The sequence below is a fragment of the Bacillus sp. UMB0893 genome, assembly GCF_002858905.1.
Taxonomy (GTDB): Bacteria; Bacillota; Bacilli; order Bacillales; family Bacillaceae; genus Bacillus_P.
Window position 1 is genome coordinate 1 of sequence record NZ_PKLB01000001.1, and the last position, 16,153, is coordinate 16,153.

General features: G+C 39.5%; 18 protein-coding genes and 1 riboswitch. Of the genes, 14 read left to right on the top strand and 4 right to left on the bottom strand.

Features of this window, described 5'->3' with window-relative positions; translation table 11 throughout:
* Positions 1-87 precede the first annotated feature (87 nt).
* From CYJ36_RS00005 to CYJ36_RS00015, 3 genes are all read left to right on the top strand, one after another.
* Entirely contained in the window at positions 88-870 is a 783-nt protein-coding gene (locus CYJ36_RS00005) for a TatD family hydrolase (RefSeq protein ID WP_101563589.1), read from the top strand.
* Complete coding sequence (locus CYJ36_RS00010) at positions 867-1,772, top strand: fumarylacetoacetate hydrolase family protein (protein ID WP_101563592.1); 906 nt, start codon at positions 867-869, stop codon at positions 1,770-1,772. The genes CYJ36_RS00005 and CYJ36_RS00010 overlap by 4 nt, the downstream gene beginning before the upstream one ends.
* 201 nt (positions 1,773-1,973) lie before the next feature.
* Complete coding sequence (locus CYJ36_RS00015; protein ID WP_101563593.1) at positions 1,974-2,327, top strand: DUF4181 domain-containing protein; 354 nt, start codon at positions 1,974-1,976, stop codon at positions 2,325-2,327.
* Between the two features lie 33 nt (positions 2,328-2,360).
* Here CYJ36_RS00015 and CYJ36_RS00020 read toward each other — a convergent pair whose 3' ends face one another.
* Positions 2,361-3,608, bottom strand: a complete 1,248-nt coding sequence (locus CYJ36_RS00020) for an ornithine--oxo-acid transaminase (protein WP_101563596.1) — start codon at positions 3,606-3,608, stop codon at positions 2,361-2,363.
* A 123-nt stretch (positions 3,609-3,731) separates the two neighbouring features.
* Here CYJ36_RS00020 and CYJ36_RS00025 point away from each other — a divergent pair, with 123 nt between their 5' ends.
* Complete coding sequence (locus CYJ36_RS00025; protein WP_101563598.1) at positions 3,732-4,082, top strand: YisL family protein; 351 nt, start codon at positions 3,732-3,734, stop codon at positions 4,080-4,082.
* A 484-nt stretch (positions 4,083-4,566) separates the two neighbouring features.
* Here the strand turns inward: CYJ36_RS00025 and CYJ36_RS00030 are convergent, their stop codons facing one another.
* The gene (locus CYJ36_RS00030) at positions 4,567-5,133 is read right to left on the bottom strand and encodes a DUF2777 family protein (RefSeq protein ID WP_101563600.1); all 567 of its coding nucleotides are present in this window, start codon (positions 5,131-5,133) and stop codon (positions 4,567-4,569) included.
* 175 nt (positions 5,134-5,308) lie between these two features.
* Between CYJ36_RS00030 and asnB the strand changes: the two genes are divergently transcribed.
* The 8 genes from asnB (at position 5,309) to CYJ36_RS00070 (ending at position 11,683) form a co-directional block, all read left to right on the top strand.
* Entirely contained in the window at positions 5,309-7,159 is a 1,851-nt protein-coding gene (gene asnB / locus CYJ36_RS00035; RefSeq protein WP_101563602.1) for an asparagine synthase (glutamine-hydrolyzing), read from the top strand.
* 85 nt (positions 7,160-7,244) lie between these two features.
* On the top strand, positions 7,245-8,096 hold the full coding sequence (locus CYJ36_RS00040; protein WP_101563604.1) for a hypothetical protein: 852 nt from the start codon (positions 7,245-7,247) through the stop codon (positions 8,094-8,096).
* Positions 8,097-8,117: 21 nt separating this feature from the next.
* On the top strand, positions 8,118-8,456 hold the full coding sequence (locus CYJ36_RS00045; RefSeq protein ID WP_101563606.1) for a phytoene/squalene synthase family protein: 339 nt from the start codon (positions 8,118-8,120) through the stop codon (positions 8,454-8,456).
* Positions 8,457-8,511: 55 nt separating this feature from the next.
* A complete protein-coding gene (locus CYJ36_RS00050; RefSeq protein WP_101563608.1) occupies positions 8,512-8,970 on the top strand; it encodes a GNAT family N-acetyltransferase in 459 nt (152 codons plus the stop codon).
* 116 nt (positions 8,971-9,086) lie between these two features.
* Positions 9,087-9,902 (top strand): lipid II flippase Amj family protein, encoded by an 816-nt coding sequence (locus CYJ36_RS00055; protein ID WP_101563610.1) that lies wholly within the window; start codon positions 9,087-9,089, stop codon positions 9,900-9,902.
* 169 nt (positions 9,903-10,071) lie between these two features.
* Complete coding sequence (locus tag CYJ36_RS23340; RefSeq protein ID WP_142382661.1) at positions 10,072-10,305, top strand: hypothetical protein; 234 nt, start codon at positions 10,072-10,074, stop codon at positions 10,303-10,305.
* Between the two features lie 34 nt (positions 10,306-10,339).
* Positions 10,340-10,451: riboswitch (SAM riboswitch) on the top strand.
* 76 nt (positions 10,452-10,527) lie between these two features.
* Entirely contained in the window at positions 10,528-11,346 is an 819-nt protein-coding gene (locus CYJ36_RS00065) for a MetQ/NlpA family ABC transporter substrate-binding protein (protein ID WP_101563613.1), read from the top strand.
* 76 nt (positions 11,347-11,422) lie between these two features.
* On the top strand, positions 11,423-11,683 hold the full coding sequence (locus CYJ36_RS00070; protein WP_219621046.1) for a hypothetical protein: 261 nt from the start codon (positions 11,423-11,425) through the stop codon (positions 11,681-11,683).
* 59 nt (positions 11,684-11,742) lie between these two features.
* On the opposite strand, the gene CYJ36_RS00075 is transcribed toward CYJ36_RS00070, so the two are convergent.
* Entirely contained in the window at positions 11,743-13,032 is a 1,290-nt protein-coding gene (locus CYJ36_RS00075; protein WP_101563617.1) for an ammonium transporter, read from the bottom strand.
* A 255-nt stretch (positions 13,033-13,287) separates the two neighbouring features.
* Positions 13,288-14,658 carry an MATE family efflux transporter gene (locus CYJ36_RS00080; RefSeq protein WP_180849965.1) on the bottom strand — a complete coding sequence of 457 codons (1,371 nt, stop codon included), beginning with the start codon at positions 14,656-14,658 and terminating at the stop codon, positions 13,288-13,290.
* Positions 14,659-14,775: 117 nt separating this feature from the next.
* On the opposite strand from CYJ36_RS00080, the gene CYJ36_RS00085 reads away from it, so the two are divergent.
* Both CYJ36_RS00085 and CYJ36_RS00090 read left to right on the top strand, forming a co-directional pair.
* Complete coding sequence (locus CYJ36_RS00085; RefSeq protein ID WP_101563621.1) at positions 14,776-15,639, top strand: helix-turn-helix domain-containing protein; 864 nt, start codon at positions 14,776-14,778, stop codon at positions 15,637-15,639.
* 71 nt (positions 15,640-15,710) lie between these two features.
* Positions 15,711-16,031 (top strand): 2Fe-2S iron-sulfur cluster-binding protein, encoded by a 321-nt coding sequence (locus CYJ36_RS00090; RefSeq protein WP_101563631.1) that lies wholly within the window; start codon positions 15,711-15,713, stop codon positions 16,029-16,031.
* Positions 16,032-16,153: the final 122 nt, after the last annotated feature.

The following is a 16,153-nucleotide window of genomic DNA, read 5'->3' on the forward strand; positions in this document are numbered from 1 at the left end:
TAGGGTGTTTGTCGAAAAATATTTTTTTGACATCCCACCAACGGGTCAAACCGTTGATATATCAATATTTATAGAGGGAGGGTGAGCATGATTGATTCACATCTGCATCTAGATCAATATGACCGAATCGATGAAAAAATTGATAGATGGAGACAAGCTGGAATTACAGGGGTTGTTGCTGTTTCTACTGATCTTGAATCAAGCTATCGCATACTTTCCATCAAACAGAGATATCCTGACTTTATTTATGCTGCAATTGGCCATCACCCTGAAAAAAGGCTTCCTTCAGCTTTTGAACTGCAAGAACTGTCCAAATTAATAAAATTGGAGAGGAATCTGCTTTCGGCCATTGGTGAAATTGGCCTGCCGCATTATGAAAAAGAAAAACTTTCCATTCATCATCATGAAGAGGAATTTTACGATATTTTAGAGTCCTTTTTGCTGCTTGGAAATGAGCTGGATTTGCCTGTTGTTCTTCATGCTGTTCATGATGAGGCGGAAAAAGCACTGGCTCTTTTAAAAGGGCATGATGTAAAAAAGGATCATTTTCATTGGCTAAAAGCAAAAAAGGCTACCGTTCTTGAAATTGTGAAAAGAAATTACGCAATCTCAGTAACACCGGAGATCTGTTACCGGGAAAGAGATCAGGAACTGGCAAAGCAGATTCCTCTTGAGCAGCTGCTAATTGAAACGGATGGGCCATGGCCGTATAGCGGATTATTTGCAGGAATTGAAACTTCGCCTGTTTTTTTAGAGGAAATATGTCATTGTTTAGCGAATATTTTACATATTCCAATCATTGAGATTAAAGAAAAAACAGTAAGGAATAGTCAAATGTTCTATCAAAGGCAAAATGGGGGAAAACTATGAAATTAGCTACAGCACAGCTTCACGGCCGAACATTCATCGGACTGATTATGGAAGAAGATAAAATCCTGGATATTCAAAGGGCAGAGAAAAAGTTATTCGAGATGGCTACAGCTCCCCAATCAATGATTGAGTGCATTGAAATGGGTGAGAAATTTATCAATCATTTAAAGCAGCTTGAGCTTTGGGTGAAAAAATCGGATGAGACTGAATCGTATCTCTATTCCATCTCCGAAGTGAAATGGCTTGCGCCTGTTCTGTATCCGCGGAAGAATATCTTCTGTGTCGGCAAAAATTATCGTGAACATGCAATGGAGCTTGGCAGTGAAGCAGATATCCCTGAAGATGTGATGCTCTTTTCTAAAGCTCCGACGACAGTCATCGGACATGAAGAAACGATTGATCCGCATTTGCATCTTACGAAGGAACTGGATTATGAAGGAGAACTCGCCGTTATTATCGGAAAAAAAGGAAAAGTGATATCCGAAGAGGAAGCCATGGATTACGTATACGGGTATACAATACTTAACGATATAACCGCCAGAGATCTGCAATCACGCCATAAGCAGTTTTTGCTCGGCAAAAGTCTTGATACATCGTGTCCAATGGGTCCTTATATTGTACATAAATCAGCGATGGAAGATCCTTATGCGCTAAATGTGATCACAAAAGTAAATGGTGACGTGAGACAAAACGGACATACGAAAGACATGATTTTTTCTATTGAAAAAGTCATTTCAACCATCTCTCAAGGCACGACACTTGAGCCGGGAGATATCATTGCAACTGGGACACCTGCTGGAGTCGGTAAAGGATTTAAGCCGCCCAAATATTTAATGCCTGGTGATGTCGTTGAAATCTCGATTGATGGATTAGGAACGCTTACCAATAAGATTGGGGAATAAAATTACACGCCAGCGTGATTAGCTGGTGTGTTTTTATATAAGGAGGATGGCAATAAGAGTTGGATTAGCTAGGAAACTGAGATTGAGAGATGCGATAATTCCTTTGAAAAGACTATCTTTATTGTCAGCGATAGAAATAGATCTACCAGATCATGAATGGATAGATAAGATTTTGAATATGGTTATTTGGGAGGTGGATTGATGACATTTCAGCAAAAAGTAATTTTATTGGTGGTCCTTGTTGTCGTATTCACGATTGCAGAAAATACGATAAGGCGTAAATTAAAGCTTTCAAGGCAGCCGTTTTTTGCCATATATCGTCCCCTAAATAACTTCCATAAATGGATTGAGCTCATCCTCATCGGTTTGTTGATTTCCTTTATTATCGTTAATCAGGTGCTAATACCTTATTTATTAATCGCTTTTTTTATTTTACTTCAATTGTTCCGAATGGTCATGGAGTGGAAATATAACAGGAAAGAGAAAGAATATATCATGCATGGGGTCGGTGTCATTTTCTTTTCGTTTTTCATGGCAGTTATCGTAAATTTATAAATCCCCAGCTGTTTGACCAGCTGGGGATTAGTCTTAGGAAAGGACCTTTTTCACTTTTTCAATTGCCCAGTCAAGATCTTCTTTTGAGATGACTAGCGGCGGTGCAAAGCGGATAACGGTTTCGTGTGTTTCTTTGCAGAGCAATCCTTCTTCTTTCAGTTTTTCACAGTATGGGCGTGCAGATTCGGTCAGTTCTAAGCCGATGAATAAGCCTTTGCCGCGTACTTCTTTAATGATTGGATTGTCTATTTCTCGCAGGCGGTCCTGCATGTAGCTTCCGAGTTCTAATGAACGTTCTGGCAGCTTTTCATCCACAAGCACATCCAATGCAGCTATGGAGACGGCGCATGCCAGCGGGTTCCCGCCAAAAGTAGAACCGTGTGAGCCTGGCTCAAAAACGCCTAGTATATCTTTATTTGCAGCCACACATGAGATTGGGAATACACCTCCGCCTAGTGCTTTTCCGAGGATATACATGTCCGGTTTTACGTCTTCCCAGTCACATGCAAACCATTTGCCGGAGCGGCCCAGTCCTGCTTGGATTTCATCCGCTACATATAGAACGTTGTTTTTTTTACAGATGTCATATGCAGCCTTCAGAAATCCTTCTTCAGGAATGTGAATGCCTGCTTCACCTTGAATCGGTTCGAAAATGAATGCAGCCGTATTTGGTGTAATAGCTTCTTTTAATGCGTTTAAATCGCCAAAAGGAATTACTTTAATGCCAGGAAGCATTGGGCCGAATCCATGTTTGTATTCATCACTTGAGCTCATTGAGACCGCTGTCATTGTACGGCCGTGGAAATTTTCTGCGCACACAATGATCTCAGCTTGATCAGCTTGTACACCTTTTACATCATATGCCCAGCGGCGCACAGTTTTAACTGCTGTTTCAACAGCTTCTGCACCAGTGTTCATTGGCAGAACCATTTCTTTTTCAGTCAGATTTGAGACTTTTTCGTACCACGGGCCTAATTGATCATTGTGGAACGCTCTTGAGGTTAAAGTAATTTTATCCGCCTGATCCTTCAGTGCGGCAATAATTTTAGGATGGCGATGCCCTTGGTTTACAGCAGAATAGGCACTCAGCATATCCATATACTTGTTGCCTTCCGGATCTTCTACCCAAACTCCTTCTGCCTTTGAAATCACGATTGGCAGCGGGTGATAATTGTTTGCTCCATATTTTTCAGTCAGGTTGATGATTTGTACTGATTTTGACACAATATCCCCTCCGAATACGATTAAGTCCGGAAATACTTGAACATAGGATTTCCTCATCTACTACAATAGCCTACCTTTTTTAAGAAAACAATAGACAAGTAGGTGCGCTTACATTTCATTTTTTATGGGTATTCATGATACTATAGGGATGGATTTTATGAAAAAGAGGAGGATTTACCATTGGGAACACACTTACATATTACGACATGGGTTGTCGCACTTATTCTATTTTTTGTCGCGAACTCCCTCTTTAAGTCGGGGAAAGAAAAACCATTTAAAATTGTACACATGACATTGAGACTGTTTTACTTGTTAATTATCGGTTCAGGACTTCAGCTTCTGCTTAGCTTGGCTGTCATTAGCGGAGAGTACATTGGGAAAGCGATTCTTGGCATCTATGTCATCGGTATGATGGAAATGATTCTTGTTCGCTCTAAAAAGAACAAACCCACACGCATTTTCTGGATTCAATTTATTATTGTTGTGATTGTTGTGATTTTGCTTGGCTTCCGTTTGCCGCTCGGTTTTTAATTTGAATGAGCCCCTGCTTCGCGCAGGGGCTTTTATTTAGTTATAGGGGAATTTTCCGAGATTTGAAGCTCGGATAATAAGATCTCCTTTTTGGATAGTAAAATCAGGTTTCCGGAGGATAAAACGGGTCGAGCGGAGAGTAAGAGCTGCTTTTCAGATCATAAGCCTGGAAATTCTGAATTGAGGGAGGCTGCCTAGCATGAAAATGTGCGCTTTATATCGTGTGTTGGGATTAAAATGCCAAGGGCAGCTAGAAAAGCTCCATTTAGGGTTGAGATATTAAGGTTTCTGGTAAATACCGTTCCTTTTGTAATTGTATATGAAAGGTGAACTATTACAGATTACCAACAAATGATTTGATAGAATCAGAAGGTAATTAAAGTAAACTTGAAACAAAAAAGCTGCCATCCCCAAAGGAGTCAGCAGCCGAATTAGTATTAGCCAGACTTCAAACATTATTCTTCTCAATAAATCAATAAATAAATCACGTATGAATTTGTGTCAGCAGCGCTCTTTTCCCTGTACAAGTCGTAAATTCAAACCGGTCTTCTTGTTTACTGCCCCTAGAAAAATGATGCTGCAAGCCGCATATTGCCTCTTCATTATCAAATTGAAAGAAAGAAACTCCTAATTTATCATCTGCCTCCTCTTGAAAAACCATTTGATTATAGCAATAAATGCAATCATAAATAGAAAATGAGAAAGAGTTCAGTTTAGCTGTAAAGGCGAGAAATGAATCATCACTTAGTTCCTTCAGCATATATTCTAAAGCGTAAGGAACCTTTTTCTTAATACGGAGTGTATCTTCGGTTTTTAGCTGATGACTGCCCATAGGAATTAAAATCTGACCTTCTGTAAGATAGGTTCCGTCATACCAGCTGCCATGCAGAAGAATCTCAATGCGTTCGTTTTGATGTAATTGCAAGAGAGAAACGTCTTCATTAATATCATCATAAAATAAAATTTCGTTATCTTCACCTATTTCAATCATGCCAGTCACATGAGCACGTTCCTGACGTTCGAGCAGATGGTGTCTTTCTTTTGAAAGCATGACAAAGGCCTCCTTATTAGCATCGTTACTGTTCGTTTTTGCCAAATGAGAGGAAGTTTATGCAAATAAAACGTGATAAGGACAAATCAACACTTCATATGTTAAGCATAGGATAGGTACATCTTTTACTGTCTGAGTGAAAATCAGGCTGTTTAAATTGGGGAGATGGTAGACGATGTGTGGAATAACTGGCTGGGTCCATTACAAGAAAGATTTGCGGCAAGAAAAAAAGATGATGTCGAATATGGCAGAATGTTTATCTAAAAGAGGTCCCGATGATACAAATATTTGGGGCGAGCAGCACATCCTTTTTGGCCATAAACGTCTCGTAGTTGTCGATCCCGCGGGCGGAAGACAGCCGATGACCCGTAAAAAGGCAGAAAATTTGTTTACGATTTGCTATAACGGGGAGCTCTATAACACAGAAGATATACGGGTCGAATTATTGAAGCGCGGATATACTTTTGCAGGACATTCTGATACAGAGGTGCTGCTCACTTCTTATATGGAGTGGGGAGAAGAGTGTGTTCATCATCTAAACGGAATTTTTGCTTTTGCCGTATGGGATTCTGAACAGGAAAAACTATTCATTGCCAGAGATCGGCTGGGTGTAAAGCCGCTTTTTTATTCAGAGCAACAAGCCTCTCTTCTATTTGGATCTGAATTGAAGGCAATCCTTGCACATCCTGATCAAAAGGCAGTGCTTGATCGGGAAGGTTTAAGCGAAGTCTTTGGACTCGGACCTTCAAGAACTCCCGGAGTTGGAGTATTTAAAGGAATAAATGAACTGCGTCCTGCTCATGCCATGACTTTTTCAAAAGAAGGACTGAAAGTATGGAGATATTGGAACGTGAAAAGCCAGCATCATCTAGACTCTTTTGACGAAACTGTGGATCGTGTCGGATTTTTAGTGAAAGACGCAGTGACACGGCAGCTTGTATCAGATGTACCAGTTTGTACTTTTCTGTCAGGAGGCCTTGATTCGAGTGCGATAACCGCTATCGCTGCCAAGGCTTTTGAGAAAGAGGGAAAAGGTCCCCTGCATACGTTTTCGATTGATTATGAAGATAATGATAAGTTTTTTAAAGCGAATGAGTTTCAGCCGAATTCAGATGGTATGTGGATTCAGAAAATGACGGACACCTTTCAAACGGTTCATCATAGCTCCATAATCACGCAGCAGCAGCTGGTCGATTACTTGACTGAAGCTGTTGAGGTCAGGGACCTGCCTGGAATGGCGGATATTGATTCTTCTCTTTTATGGTTCTGCAAGGAAATTAAAAATGACTTTGTCGTTGGGCTCTCTGGAGAATGTGCAGATGAAATATTTGGAGGATATCCATGGTTTCACCGTCCACAGGATTTGTCAGATGATGCGTTTCCGTGGATGCGCTCAACAGATGCCAGAATGAGTCTGCTGAGATCTGATTGGCAACATAAGCTGAATTTAAAAGAATACGTGAAAATGAGATACCAAGAAACCTTGAAAGAGACCCCTTTGCTGGATGGCGAGTCTGAAATAGAATCAAAGAGGCGCCAGCTTTTCTATCTCAATATTCTTTGGTTTATGACCACCCTGCTTGACCGTAAAGACCGCATGAGTATGGGGGCAAGTCTTGAGGTTCGAGTCCCGTTTGCCGATCACAGACTTGTCGAGTATGTCTGGAATATTCCATGGGATATGAAAATGCATGGAAACCGGGAAAAAGGAATCCTGCGTAGAGCACTAGAAGGTGTGCTTCCTGAGGAGGTACTGTACCGCAAAAAAAGCCCATATCCAAAAACGCATCATCCACACTATACGAAAGCCGTTAAGTCATGGCTTCAATCATTGACGAAAAATCAAGATTCAGCCCTGCACGTTTTCTTTGATAAAAATGCATTAATCGACATTATCGAATCAGAAGGCAATGCTTTTCAGGTGCCATGGTACGGTCAGCTAATGACAGGCCCGCAGCTTTTAGCCCATCTTGCACAAATTCATGTCTGGTTTGAAAAATACAGGATTAATATTGAAGAGTCATAAGAGTCAGCCATTCAGGCTGGCTTTTTAAATAGTTATCCATAATTTTCTATCTTAATATGCTAGAATTAATTTTGAGGTGGATATTATGCTTTTAAGAAAACTATTGATTGCTGCAGCTGTCTCTTTATTCATTAATATCATTTTTTTTATATCAGTCCTTGTGCAATCTAATACCTTCCATGGGTTATTTAGTGAATTGACCTCCCTCTTTATATTTATTAGTATATTTATCTTTATGCTAGGTCTACCTGTAAGCATTTTAGCTTACTTCATTGTACGCGACATGGAAGATAGCCGAATGGCGATAAACTTCGTAATCCATATTGGATCTTCAGTAATTATTGGCATCCTTTTATTTAAAATATTGTTTTTTTTCGTTATTTTAACATTTGTAGCGGGATTCCTGTTTTTCATTGGTGATGAAGTTTTCATATTCCAAAACGAACATACTCGCAAAACCAATAAATTATGGAGCGCTGTTTCAGTTCTGCTCCTTATTTTGGTTATTTCTGCACCGATTCTTTGGTTTTTCCCAAACCAAGATGCCAATCTAAATGAAGCAGATGCAATCGATAAAAACCTGCCTCCGGGACTGACCTTAATCTGGAATGAATCATCTATAAAAAACATCAGCCCTGTGCATTGTAAACAGGAAGAGAAGGAATGCCAGGCTGACCGTGCACCATATAAACTCCCGGAAGCAGGAGCAAATCTTGAGATAGTAGACAGCTATTATGCAAACACAGTGGAGTTTGAAATTACTAACCGGATTGAAGAGCCCTCCTATGAGTTTTTCTATTTAGAAGGAGCAAAGGTTAAGAAAATTGGACTGGTTGATAATAAATTGGTCATTCCTTATGGTCTTAAAGCCCAAGTCATGAAAGGAAACCTGATATGGGAGGATGAAGTCTTAAGTTTTTCAATAGCTGTTAAGTAATGAATTAGAGTCTAGCGGATCATGCCAGGCTCTTTTTGCTGCACTCGGCTTGGAATGCAGCTGACCAATATCCCGCGAGATGCAGGAGAAGATCTTGGACGAGATCGTATCTATTTGCCGATGGATGTTATGTCACGTTATCACTATCATGAGCGAGACTTAAAGCAGAGGCAAGTAACTTCAGAGTTTATTCGAGTATGGGAACATCTTGCTGCAGAAGCCGAAGGGAACTATGACAAAGCGATGAAAACAATAAATGAATACCCGCTTCATGCACGTGCTCCAGTAAAAGCAGCAGGCCACATTTACCGTGCGGTTTTCAGGAGAGATCAGCCAAAGAAGGGAATCTTATTTTTTTGAAGAAATATTTAAGTGGTGAGAAGCTACTAAAATCTTTTATCAGAGGTAAAAAATTATGAAAGTACAGCTAAAACTTGTTACCAGAGAAAATTGGGAGAAGGCTTTAAATCTAAAAGTAAAAGAAAATCAAAGTAATTTTGTTCCAACAGTTGCCGTGTCTCTTGCTAAGGTTTACATAAAACCAGACGGTGAAAATGTAGAATATCTTCCATTTGCTATATATGACCAGGAACAAATAGTTGGTTTCGTCATGCATGCTTATGAAGAAAAGACCAGTAACATGTTTTGGATAAATGGATTTATTATTGATGAAAAGCATCAAGGAAAAGGATATGGCAAGGCTGCACTTGCAGAGATTGTGAAGTGGATAAACAATAGATTTACTCAATGCAAAGAAATTCGTTTAACGGTTTATAAAGATAATCATAACGCAAAGGAATTATATAAGAGCTTTGGTTTTGTAGAAACTGGGGATTCTTATGGTGGGGAGGAGGTATTTTGCCTTTTTTTATGAACGATCATGTTTCTTGCTCAACAGGTGGCTTTTTCCATAAAGAAAAATGCTTTAAGGAAATAGCTGGATTTGTGGTTTATAATTGAAATTATGACGATTAAGAGTAGGTTGATAAATTGGATTACTTCACAGATAGAGTATTATTTATCTCAGTGTTCATTTTAATAATCCATTGTATTGAAACATTAGCATATGCTGTAAGACTTTCTGGAGCAAGAGTGAAAATGATAGCTTCTGCCCTTTCATTGTTCAATTTGATGGTGATCGTTTCAAGAATGGCAAATATGATGCAGCAGCCGTTTACAGGAAGTCTTGTTGATTTAGCACCGCAGGAAAATACTCTTCTTTATGTGGAAAATCAATATAGAGTCCTAATTGCTTCATCGACAGCAGGAACCTTTCTCGGTATTCTATTTCTGCCAACTTTCATAGCCTTGTTTTCCAGAGCAATCATTCACTTATCTGAGGCTAGAGGTTCTATCCCGTTATTAGTAAAAAAAGGATTATCTTTTGAATATATTAAAAGAGGAATAAAGCATATTCATGTACCAAAAATGAGTTATTTTATGGCAATTAATCTTAAGAATATTCCAGTGAAGCTCTTCATTCTTAATATGATAATCACTTCTATTTATACAATAGGGGTTTTATCAGCTTTATATGCAGCTTTATTAGTGCCTGACCGATCATCAACGGCAATAATGGCATCTGGACTAATTAATGGAATAGCAACCATCCTTCTTGTCATTTTAATAGATCCCAAGATTTCAGTATTAGCTGATGATGTGGTAAATAATAAAGGGAGTTACTCGAGACTAAAAGGCATTTCATTAATGATGGTTACGTCTAGACTATTAGGGACGGTTCTTGCACAGCTTTTATTTATTCCAGGAGCGAATTATGTGGCTTGGCTAACCAAATTTATTGTTTAGGGTTGGTTGTATGGCAGGATGGATTAGGTGGTGTACTGTAGTGGGGGTGTTTTTTGAAAAAAGGGAAAGTCCAAGCACAAAACCATTTATCACGATCAGATATTTGATCCTGATCCTAATGGTCTTCATTCTAATAATAGGACTAACTAAGGGGTTCAATTTTTACTATTTGAAATTTTTATTTCTTGCATCAGGAATAGGTTCAATACTAGATGGAATTGAAAGTGTCATCAAAAGGGAAAATAAGAGGCGGATTTTATTAGATTTTGCTCTTGGATTTATATGGCTATTAACATTTTTATTATTTCTTGGCTACAATTCGTTCATTTTCAGCGGGTTGCGTTTCTTCAATCAAAACCCGATTAATCCGCTTGAAATAGTAGTTGACAAAAACACAGGTTAGAAGATAAGATTGTTTTATTCTAAATTTAATAGTTTGCTTATCAAGAGTGACTGAGGGAACAGGCCCTGTGAAGTCCGGCAACCTCCTTTAATGGAACGGTGCTAAATCCTGCAGAATGACAATGAATTCATTCTGGAAGATAAGTCGTGATACATACGATTCCTCTTTCTGAATGAAAGAGGAATTTTTTGTGTTCACAGGAAAAATGGAGGAGAAACAGACATGAAAAAGACACTTTTAGCACTTATCGTACTTGCAATCGGAGTATTATCTGCTTGTGGTGCAGCAGAAACTTCCGGGGAGAAGAAGAGCATCAAAATTGGATCCTCAGCTGGTCCGTACACAGACATGGTTGAACTTGCAATTAAGCCGGGCCTTGAAAAAAAGGGATACGACGTTGAAGTGGTGCAATTCAATGATTATATTCAGCCAAATCAGGCTTTAGGAAATGGTGAACTTGATGCCAACCTTTTTCAGCATAAGATCTACATGGAAACGTTTGCGAAACAAAGTAAACTTGATTTATCTGAGGTCATTACCGTCCCTACTGCTCCAATGGGAATCTATTCAGACAAGGTGAAATCACTTGAGGAAGTGAAAGAAGGGGCAATTGTAGCAATTCCTAATGATCCAACAAACGCAGCCCGTGCACTTCAGATCTTGAAGGGTGCCGGATTAATAAAGCTGAATGAGAATGTAAAGGCCATTCAAGTGTCGGAAAAAGATGTAACAGATAATCCGCAAAATTTAAAATTTGTTCCAGTTGAAGCTGCTCAATTACCAAGAGCGGTGGAAGATACGGATTTATCTGCAGTGCCGGGGAACTTCGCCTTAGCTGCCAAAATGAATCTGGCGGATGCCGTCAAACTTGAAGATATGAACGATGTGCACCGCAACCGCGTGGTGATGAATACGAAAGATGTTAATTCAGAGCTTGCCAAAGATATTAAAGAGGTTGTCGAATCAGAAGAATTTGAGAAAACAATCGATGAAAAATTCAAAGGATTTGGAAAGCCTGAATGGATGGAGAATCAGAAATAGGAAGTAACTCTAGAAAACGCTTGGGTGATTTCAAGCGTTTTCTTATGCTGTAAAGGTCTCTTATTGGCACAATCGAATGATTCTCGTGTTCATCTTGAATCAAGCCATGTTTATTCTTTTAGCGCTTATTAGCAAGCTTTGGCTTCCAGTCATTACGACAGCAGCCTTAACGGCTTTTGGTTTTTTTCCTCGATTATATGGAACCTCCTATGAATTCACAAGAATCCATGTGCTTGCACAGCAAAAAGCACTGCAGGTGAATTCCGCAGTGCTTTTTCTAAATATGGTAATATGGGCAGGCTATCTTGGAAACTGCCGGAAAAAATATCGTACATAATTTCCAATGATTAGATCAAACCCGGGATTATCCGTTGGGAGCCAAGAGTTTTTACCCTATTATGCTGTTGTTGTTGTTTTCTTGCCTGAGGTTTCCTCATTTAGGTGAGCAAATGATTCAGGATATCCATAGCTGCCGTGTTCACTCATATCAAGGCCCATCATTTCCTCTTCTTCCGTTACGCGGATGCTGCCCATCACTTGCTTCATGATCTTTAAAATAATGTAGGAAACGATGAATGCATAGGCTGCGCTGGAAACTATGCCAAGTGTCTGAACACTGAGCTGAGTGAAGCCGCCGCCGTAGAATAATCCCGCCAATCCGCCATTTCTCTCAGCTAACTCTGGGGTTGCAAAGAATCCTGTTGATAAAGTTCCCCAAATTCCTGCTGCTCCATGAACAGATAATGCAAAAATAGGATCATCAATTTTTAATTTATCAAAAAGCTTCATGCTGAAATAGACAAGGACTCCGCCAATGATGCCGATGACAACCGCTGCCCAAGGAGCAACAAATGCACAGGAAGCTGTAATCGCGACAAGTCCGGCAAGCGCACCATTTAAGGTTGTAGGAATATCTGCTTTTCCGGTCATCATTCTAACAATGATCATCGCCGCTACAGCCCCTGCAGCTGCAGCAAGCTGAGTATTCAAAGCTACATATCCGAAGAAACCGTCTCCAACTCCGAATGTGCTCCCTGCATTAAATCCGAACCATCCTACCCAAAGGATTAAGACACCCAGCGCAGTATATACTTGATTATGTCCCGATAACTGATTCATCGTTCCGTTTTTTCCATATTTTCCGAGTCTTGGTTTTAAAATGATTGTAGCTGCCAAAGCCGCCATTGCCCCTGTCAAATGAACAACAGTAGATCCGGCAAAATCCTGTTTGCCGAAATCTTTCAGCCAGCCGCTCCCCCAAATCCAGTGTGCGACTACTGGGTAGACAAGTGCGGAGAATAACACTGCGAAAATAACGTAGGCAGATAATTTAGCCCGTTCAGCAAAGCCGCCAAATGCAATGGTTAACGCTATTGCTGCGAATGCCAGCTGGAAAAAGAAATCAACAGATGTTGTTAATCCATCCTCGGCAGGTGTTGAATCACCGTAAAAGAAACTTGATAAGCCGATGAATTTATTTCCATCTCCATAAATAAATCCGTAACCGACAGCCCAGAAGACAAGAGAGGCAATGCCGATTGTAAAGATTGTTTTTCCGGCAATATGGCCAGCGTTCTTCATTCGTGTAGATCCTGCTTCCAGTAAAATAAATCCTCCCTGCATGAGCAGGACTAATATCCCTGCTATGATTACCCACAAATTGTCCATTAATACTAAAGCATCCATGAAAACACGCTCCCTCTTTCAAAATGGTAAATAAAAAACAAATAAGACCAAAACAAAGGAATAGATCAAAAAGAATGTAAGGTAATATAACACTTGTTGTTATGTTTATTATCATATGGCATGATTATGCATAAATCAAGTATTTTTCTGAAAATTTAAATAAAAAAATATAGTCCTTAATAACTATCTAAACATGAAGCGTTTTCAATTCGTGTTATTTTTTCTCACATAAAAAACCTGACTAATTAGTCAGGTTCATGAAACTGCTTTTGATTGTAAAATAAAACCTTTATTCACCCAAACCTTTGAACGCCAGCGGATTAACATCAGCACACCGCGAAGCCATTCGTCGGCAATGAATGCCATCCATATTCCTGCGAGTCCAAGCTCAAAATGAATACCTAAAATGTATGCCAGTGGAACACTGATGCCCCACATAGACATAATTCCCATATACACAGGGAATTTCACATCACCAGTAGCTCTTAAAGCGCTTATAATAACAAGATTAAATGCTCTTCCGGGTTCAAGGATGATCGTCAGCAAAAGCAGCGTAGCTCCAATCTGCAATATTTCCTGATTGCTTGTAAAAATTCTGAATAAGGAATCTGTGAAAATCCAGAATAGAATGGCAATTACAGTAGACATTCCAATTGCCCAATAAAGTGTTTGAATGCATCGTTTATAGGCACTGTCATAGTCTCTGGCGCCTGACATTTGTCCGATGAGGATTTGATTGCCCTGACTGATGGCTAAACTGAATAGAAAAATGAACATCATTAAGTTTTGGGTATACACTTTTGTTGTTAATGCTTCAGCACCAAGCATCGTAATAAAAATGGTAATGACAATCTGTGAACCATTATAAGATAAGTGCTCACCTGCTGAAGGAACACCAATTTTCAGCAAGTTTTTAAGGTGTGAGAATGGCAGCTGAAAAACATAACGCAATTTTGTTTCAAAAGAAATTCTTTTTACGAGAAGATAAGAAATGGCTATCAGTCCGATGAATCTGGACACAACGGTTGAAATAGCGACTCCTTCAACACCGAGCACCGGCAGCCCGAAAGGTCCATAAATAAAGATATAATTCCCGATGACATTCAGGATATTCATGCCGATTGTGATATACATCGTATCCTTTGTAAAGCCGTAGCTTTTTAAAACGGACCCAATCGTCATTATCAATGCCTGGCTGAAGCAAAATCCGCCAACTAGGCGAAGGTAAATATTTGCCTCTGGCTGGAGTGAATGAGGCAGATTCATCATATTTAGCAAGGGTTCGCTGAACATAATCACAATCAGTCCAATCACGATCCCGAGAATCAGATTGGCTGCGATAGAAACTTGAGCAATCTCAAGAGCGCTTTTGCGGTCATTTGCACCTACATTTTGTGTAATCAGAACGATGGTCCCGGTGGCAATAAATCCAAACATTACAATCAGTACATTTAGGATCTGATTAGCAACTCCGACAGCAGCAACGGAATTATCGGAGTATTGGCTGAGCATAAGAGTATCAGCGTTTCCCATCAGCATATGTAAAAATAATTCTATGAAAATAGGCCAGGTTAGTGCGAATAATGTCAATTTTCGATCTTTGATATTTTCAGACAAGCCAGACATCCCCTTTTGAAAAACACTTATAAAATCATTACTAGTTTACAGAGTATCTTATATAATAAAAAGAGATGATTTCGATCATTTTTGGAATTATACGACCTCGGGTAAAGGGAGAGTAAGATGACATATATCGGTTTTGGCATTCCGCCTTTTCCTACTTTTGTGAAAGGAGGAGATGCTATTTTTAAAAAAGGCTCAAAACACTCTAAACGGATTTTTTCAGTGTTTGATTTATTGTATGTTCAATCAGGTGAGCTGTATATGACTGAAAATGGCCAGCCTTTTACGATTAGTGAAGGACAATATCTACTTCTAATACCGGGATTTGAGCACTTTGGCCACAAAAGCTGCAGAGAGGATACGCGGGTCTATTGGACACATTTTATAATGGAAGATGGATTTGCGCTGCATGAAAACGGCAATGAAAACTGGTCTGATGTACAAGTTTTGGACGGAGATTTTGTTATTCCTTCCAAATTTTATTTTAAAATTCCTGCTTTTGGGGAATGCATACATAAGGACTTTGTAGAAAAGATTTTTGAAAATCTTGTGAGCATGAATCATCAGACTCCTGATTTTCCATTAAGACAGCAGATTTACTTTGAAGAACTGATATTGCAGCTGCAAAAAGAGTCTCTGCAAATTCCGAATGCTGCTGAAAAAGTAGTGGAGGAAACGCTGCGTTTTTTAAGAAAGCATTATCAGGAAGACATTAAAATGGTGGACTTTGCAAAGGTGCTCCACTTTCATCCGGATTACATTACCCGATGCATGCAAAAAACAATGGGGGTGACACCTATCCAATATTTAAATCAATACCGGATGGAGCAGGCAAAGAAGTTGATGTCAACGACAGATCACAAAATATCATCAATTGCTAAGGAAGTGGGTATCTTAGACGCTACGTATTTTACAAAAATCTTCAAACGAATAGAGGGTGTTGCCCCTCTTGAGTATCGGAAAATTGTTTCGAGAAAGAAATAATCATTCCCTGAAAGCTGATTAGAAATAACGATAAGAGGTCAGGATGTTACTATCCATAAGGAGGAGATTTAATGCCGACTGTACATGTTCCGGGAAAAGGATCATTTGAGGTTGAAAAAGGAAGAAAGCTTGTATTAGCACTTGAAGATAATGGAGTTGATATTCTGCACAGATGCGGCGGGAAAGCAAAATGTACAACGTGCCGTGTAGAAATTCTTGATGGTGAGTTTGAGGATCTATCGAACGTAGAAAAAAATGCATTCGCTGAAAAGGGCGTTGAGGATCATTTGCGGTTATCGTGTCAAATTCGTGTGAACGGAGATGTAACTGTAAGGCCGATTATGACAGTTGAAAGCAGGGGAATTGACGCAGGGCCGCGACCTGAGGAATGATAAAGGCTCTTTTTGTAAAGTTTGTTGCTTTTAGAAAAAAAGGTTAAAACCTTTAGTGGATTTGTAGCGGAAGGCACTTGACTCCTGCGGGAAATAGAGGGGAATGGGAGACCCCACAGGCA

Bases quoted from the DNA above. Each gene is read 5' to 3' on its own strand.
- CYJ36_RS00030 (WP_101563600.1), bottom strand. From the start codon at position 5,133: ATGCTTTCAAAAGAAAGACACCATCTGCTCGAACGTCAGGAACGTGCT.
- CYJ36_RS00065 (WP_101563613.1), top strand. From the start codon at position 10,528: ATGAAAAAGACACTTTTAGCACTTATCGTACTTGCAATCGGAGTATTA.
- asnB (WP_101563602.1), top strand. From the start codon at position 5,309: ATGTGTGGAATAACTGGCTGGGTCCATTACAAGAAAGATTTGCGGCAA.
- CYJ36_RS00075 (WP_101563617.1), bottom strand. From the start codon at position 13,032: ATGGATGCTTTAGTATTAATGGACAATTTGTGGGTAATCATAGCAGGG.
- CYJ36_RS00045 (WP_101563606.1), top strand. From the start codon at position 8,118: ATGCCAGGCTCTTTTTGCTGCACTCGGCTTGGAATGCAGCTGACCAAT.
- CYJ36_RS00010 (WP_101563592.1), top strand. From the start codon at position 867: ATGAAATTAGCTACAGCACAGCTTCACGGCCGAACATTCATCGGACTG.
- CYJ36_RS00085 (WP_101563621.1), top strand. From the start codon at position 14,776: ATGACATATATCGGTTTTGGCATTCCGCCTTTTCCTACTTTTGTGAAA.
- CYJ36_RS00040 (WP_101563604.1), top strand. From the start codon at position 7,245: ATGCTTTTAAGAAAACTATTGATTGCTGCAGCTGTCTCTTTATTCATT.
- CYJ36_RS00090 (WP_101563631.1), top strand. From the start codon at position 15,711: ATGCCGACTGTACATGTTCCGGGAAAAGGATCATTTGAGGTTGAAAAA.
- CYJ36_RS00015 (WP_101563593.1), top strand. From the start codon at position 1,974: ATGACATTTCAGCAAAAAGTAATTTTATTGGTGGTCCTTGTTGTCGTA.
- CYJ36_RS00005 (WP_101563589.1), top strand. From the start codon at position 88: ATGATTGATTCACATCTGCATCTAGATCAATATGACCGAATCGATGAA.
- CYJ36_RS00070 (WP_219621046.1), top strand. From the start codon at position 11,423: ATGATTCTCGTGTTCATCTTGAATCAAGCCATGTTTATTCTTTTAGCG.
- CYJ36_RS00080 (WP_180849965.1), bottom strand. From the start codon at position 14,658: ATGTCTGGCTTGTCTGAAAATATCAAAGATCGAAAATTGACATTATTC.
- CYJ36_RS00020 (WP_101563596.1), bottom strand. From the start codon at position 3,608: ATGAGGAAATCCTATGTTCAAGTATTTCCGGACTTAATCGTATTCGGA.
- CYJ36_RS00050 (WP_101563608.1), top strand. From the start codon at position 8,512: ATGAAAGTACAGCTAAAACTTGTTACCAGAGAAAATTGGGAGAAGGCT.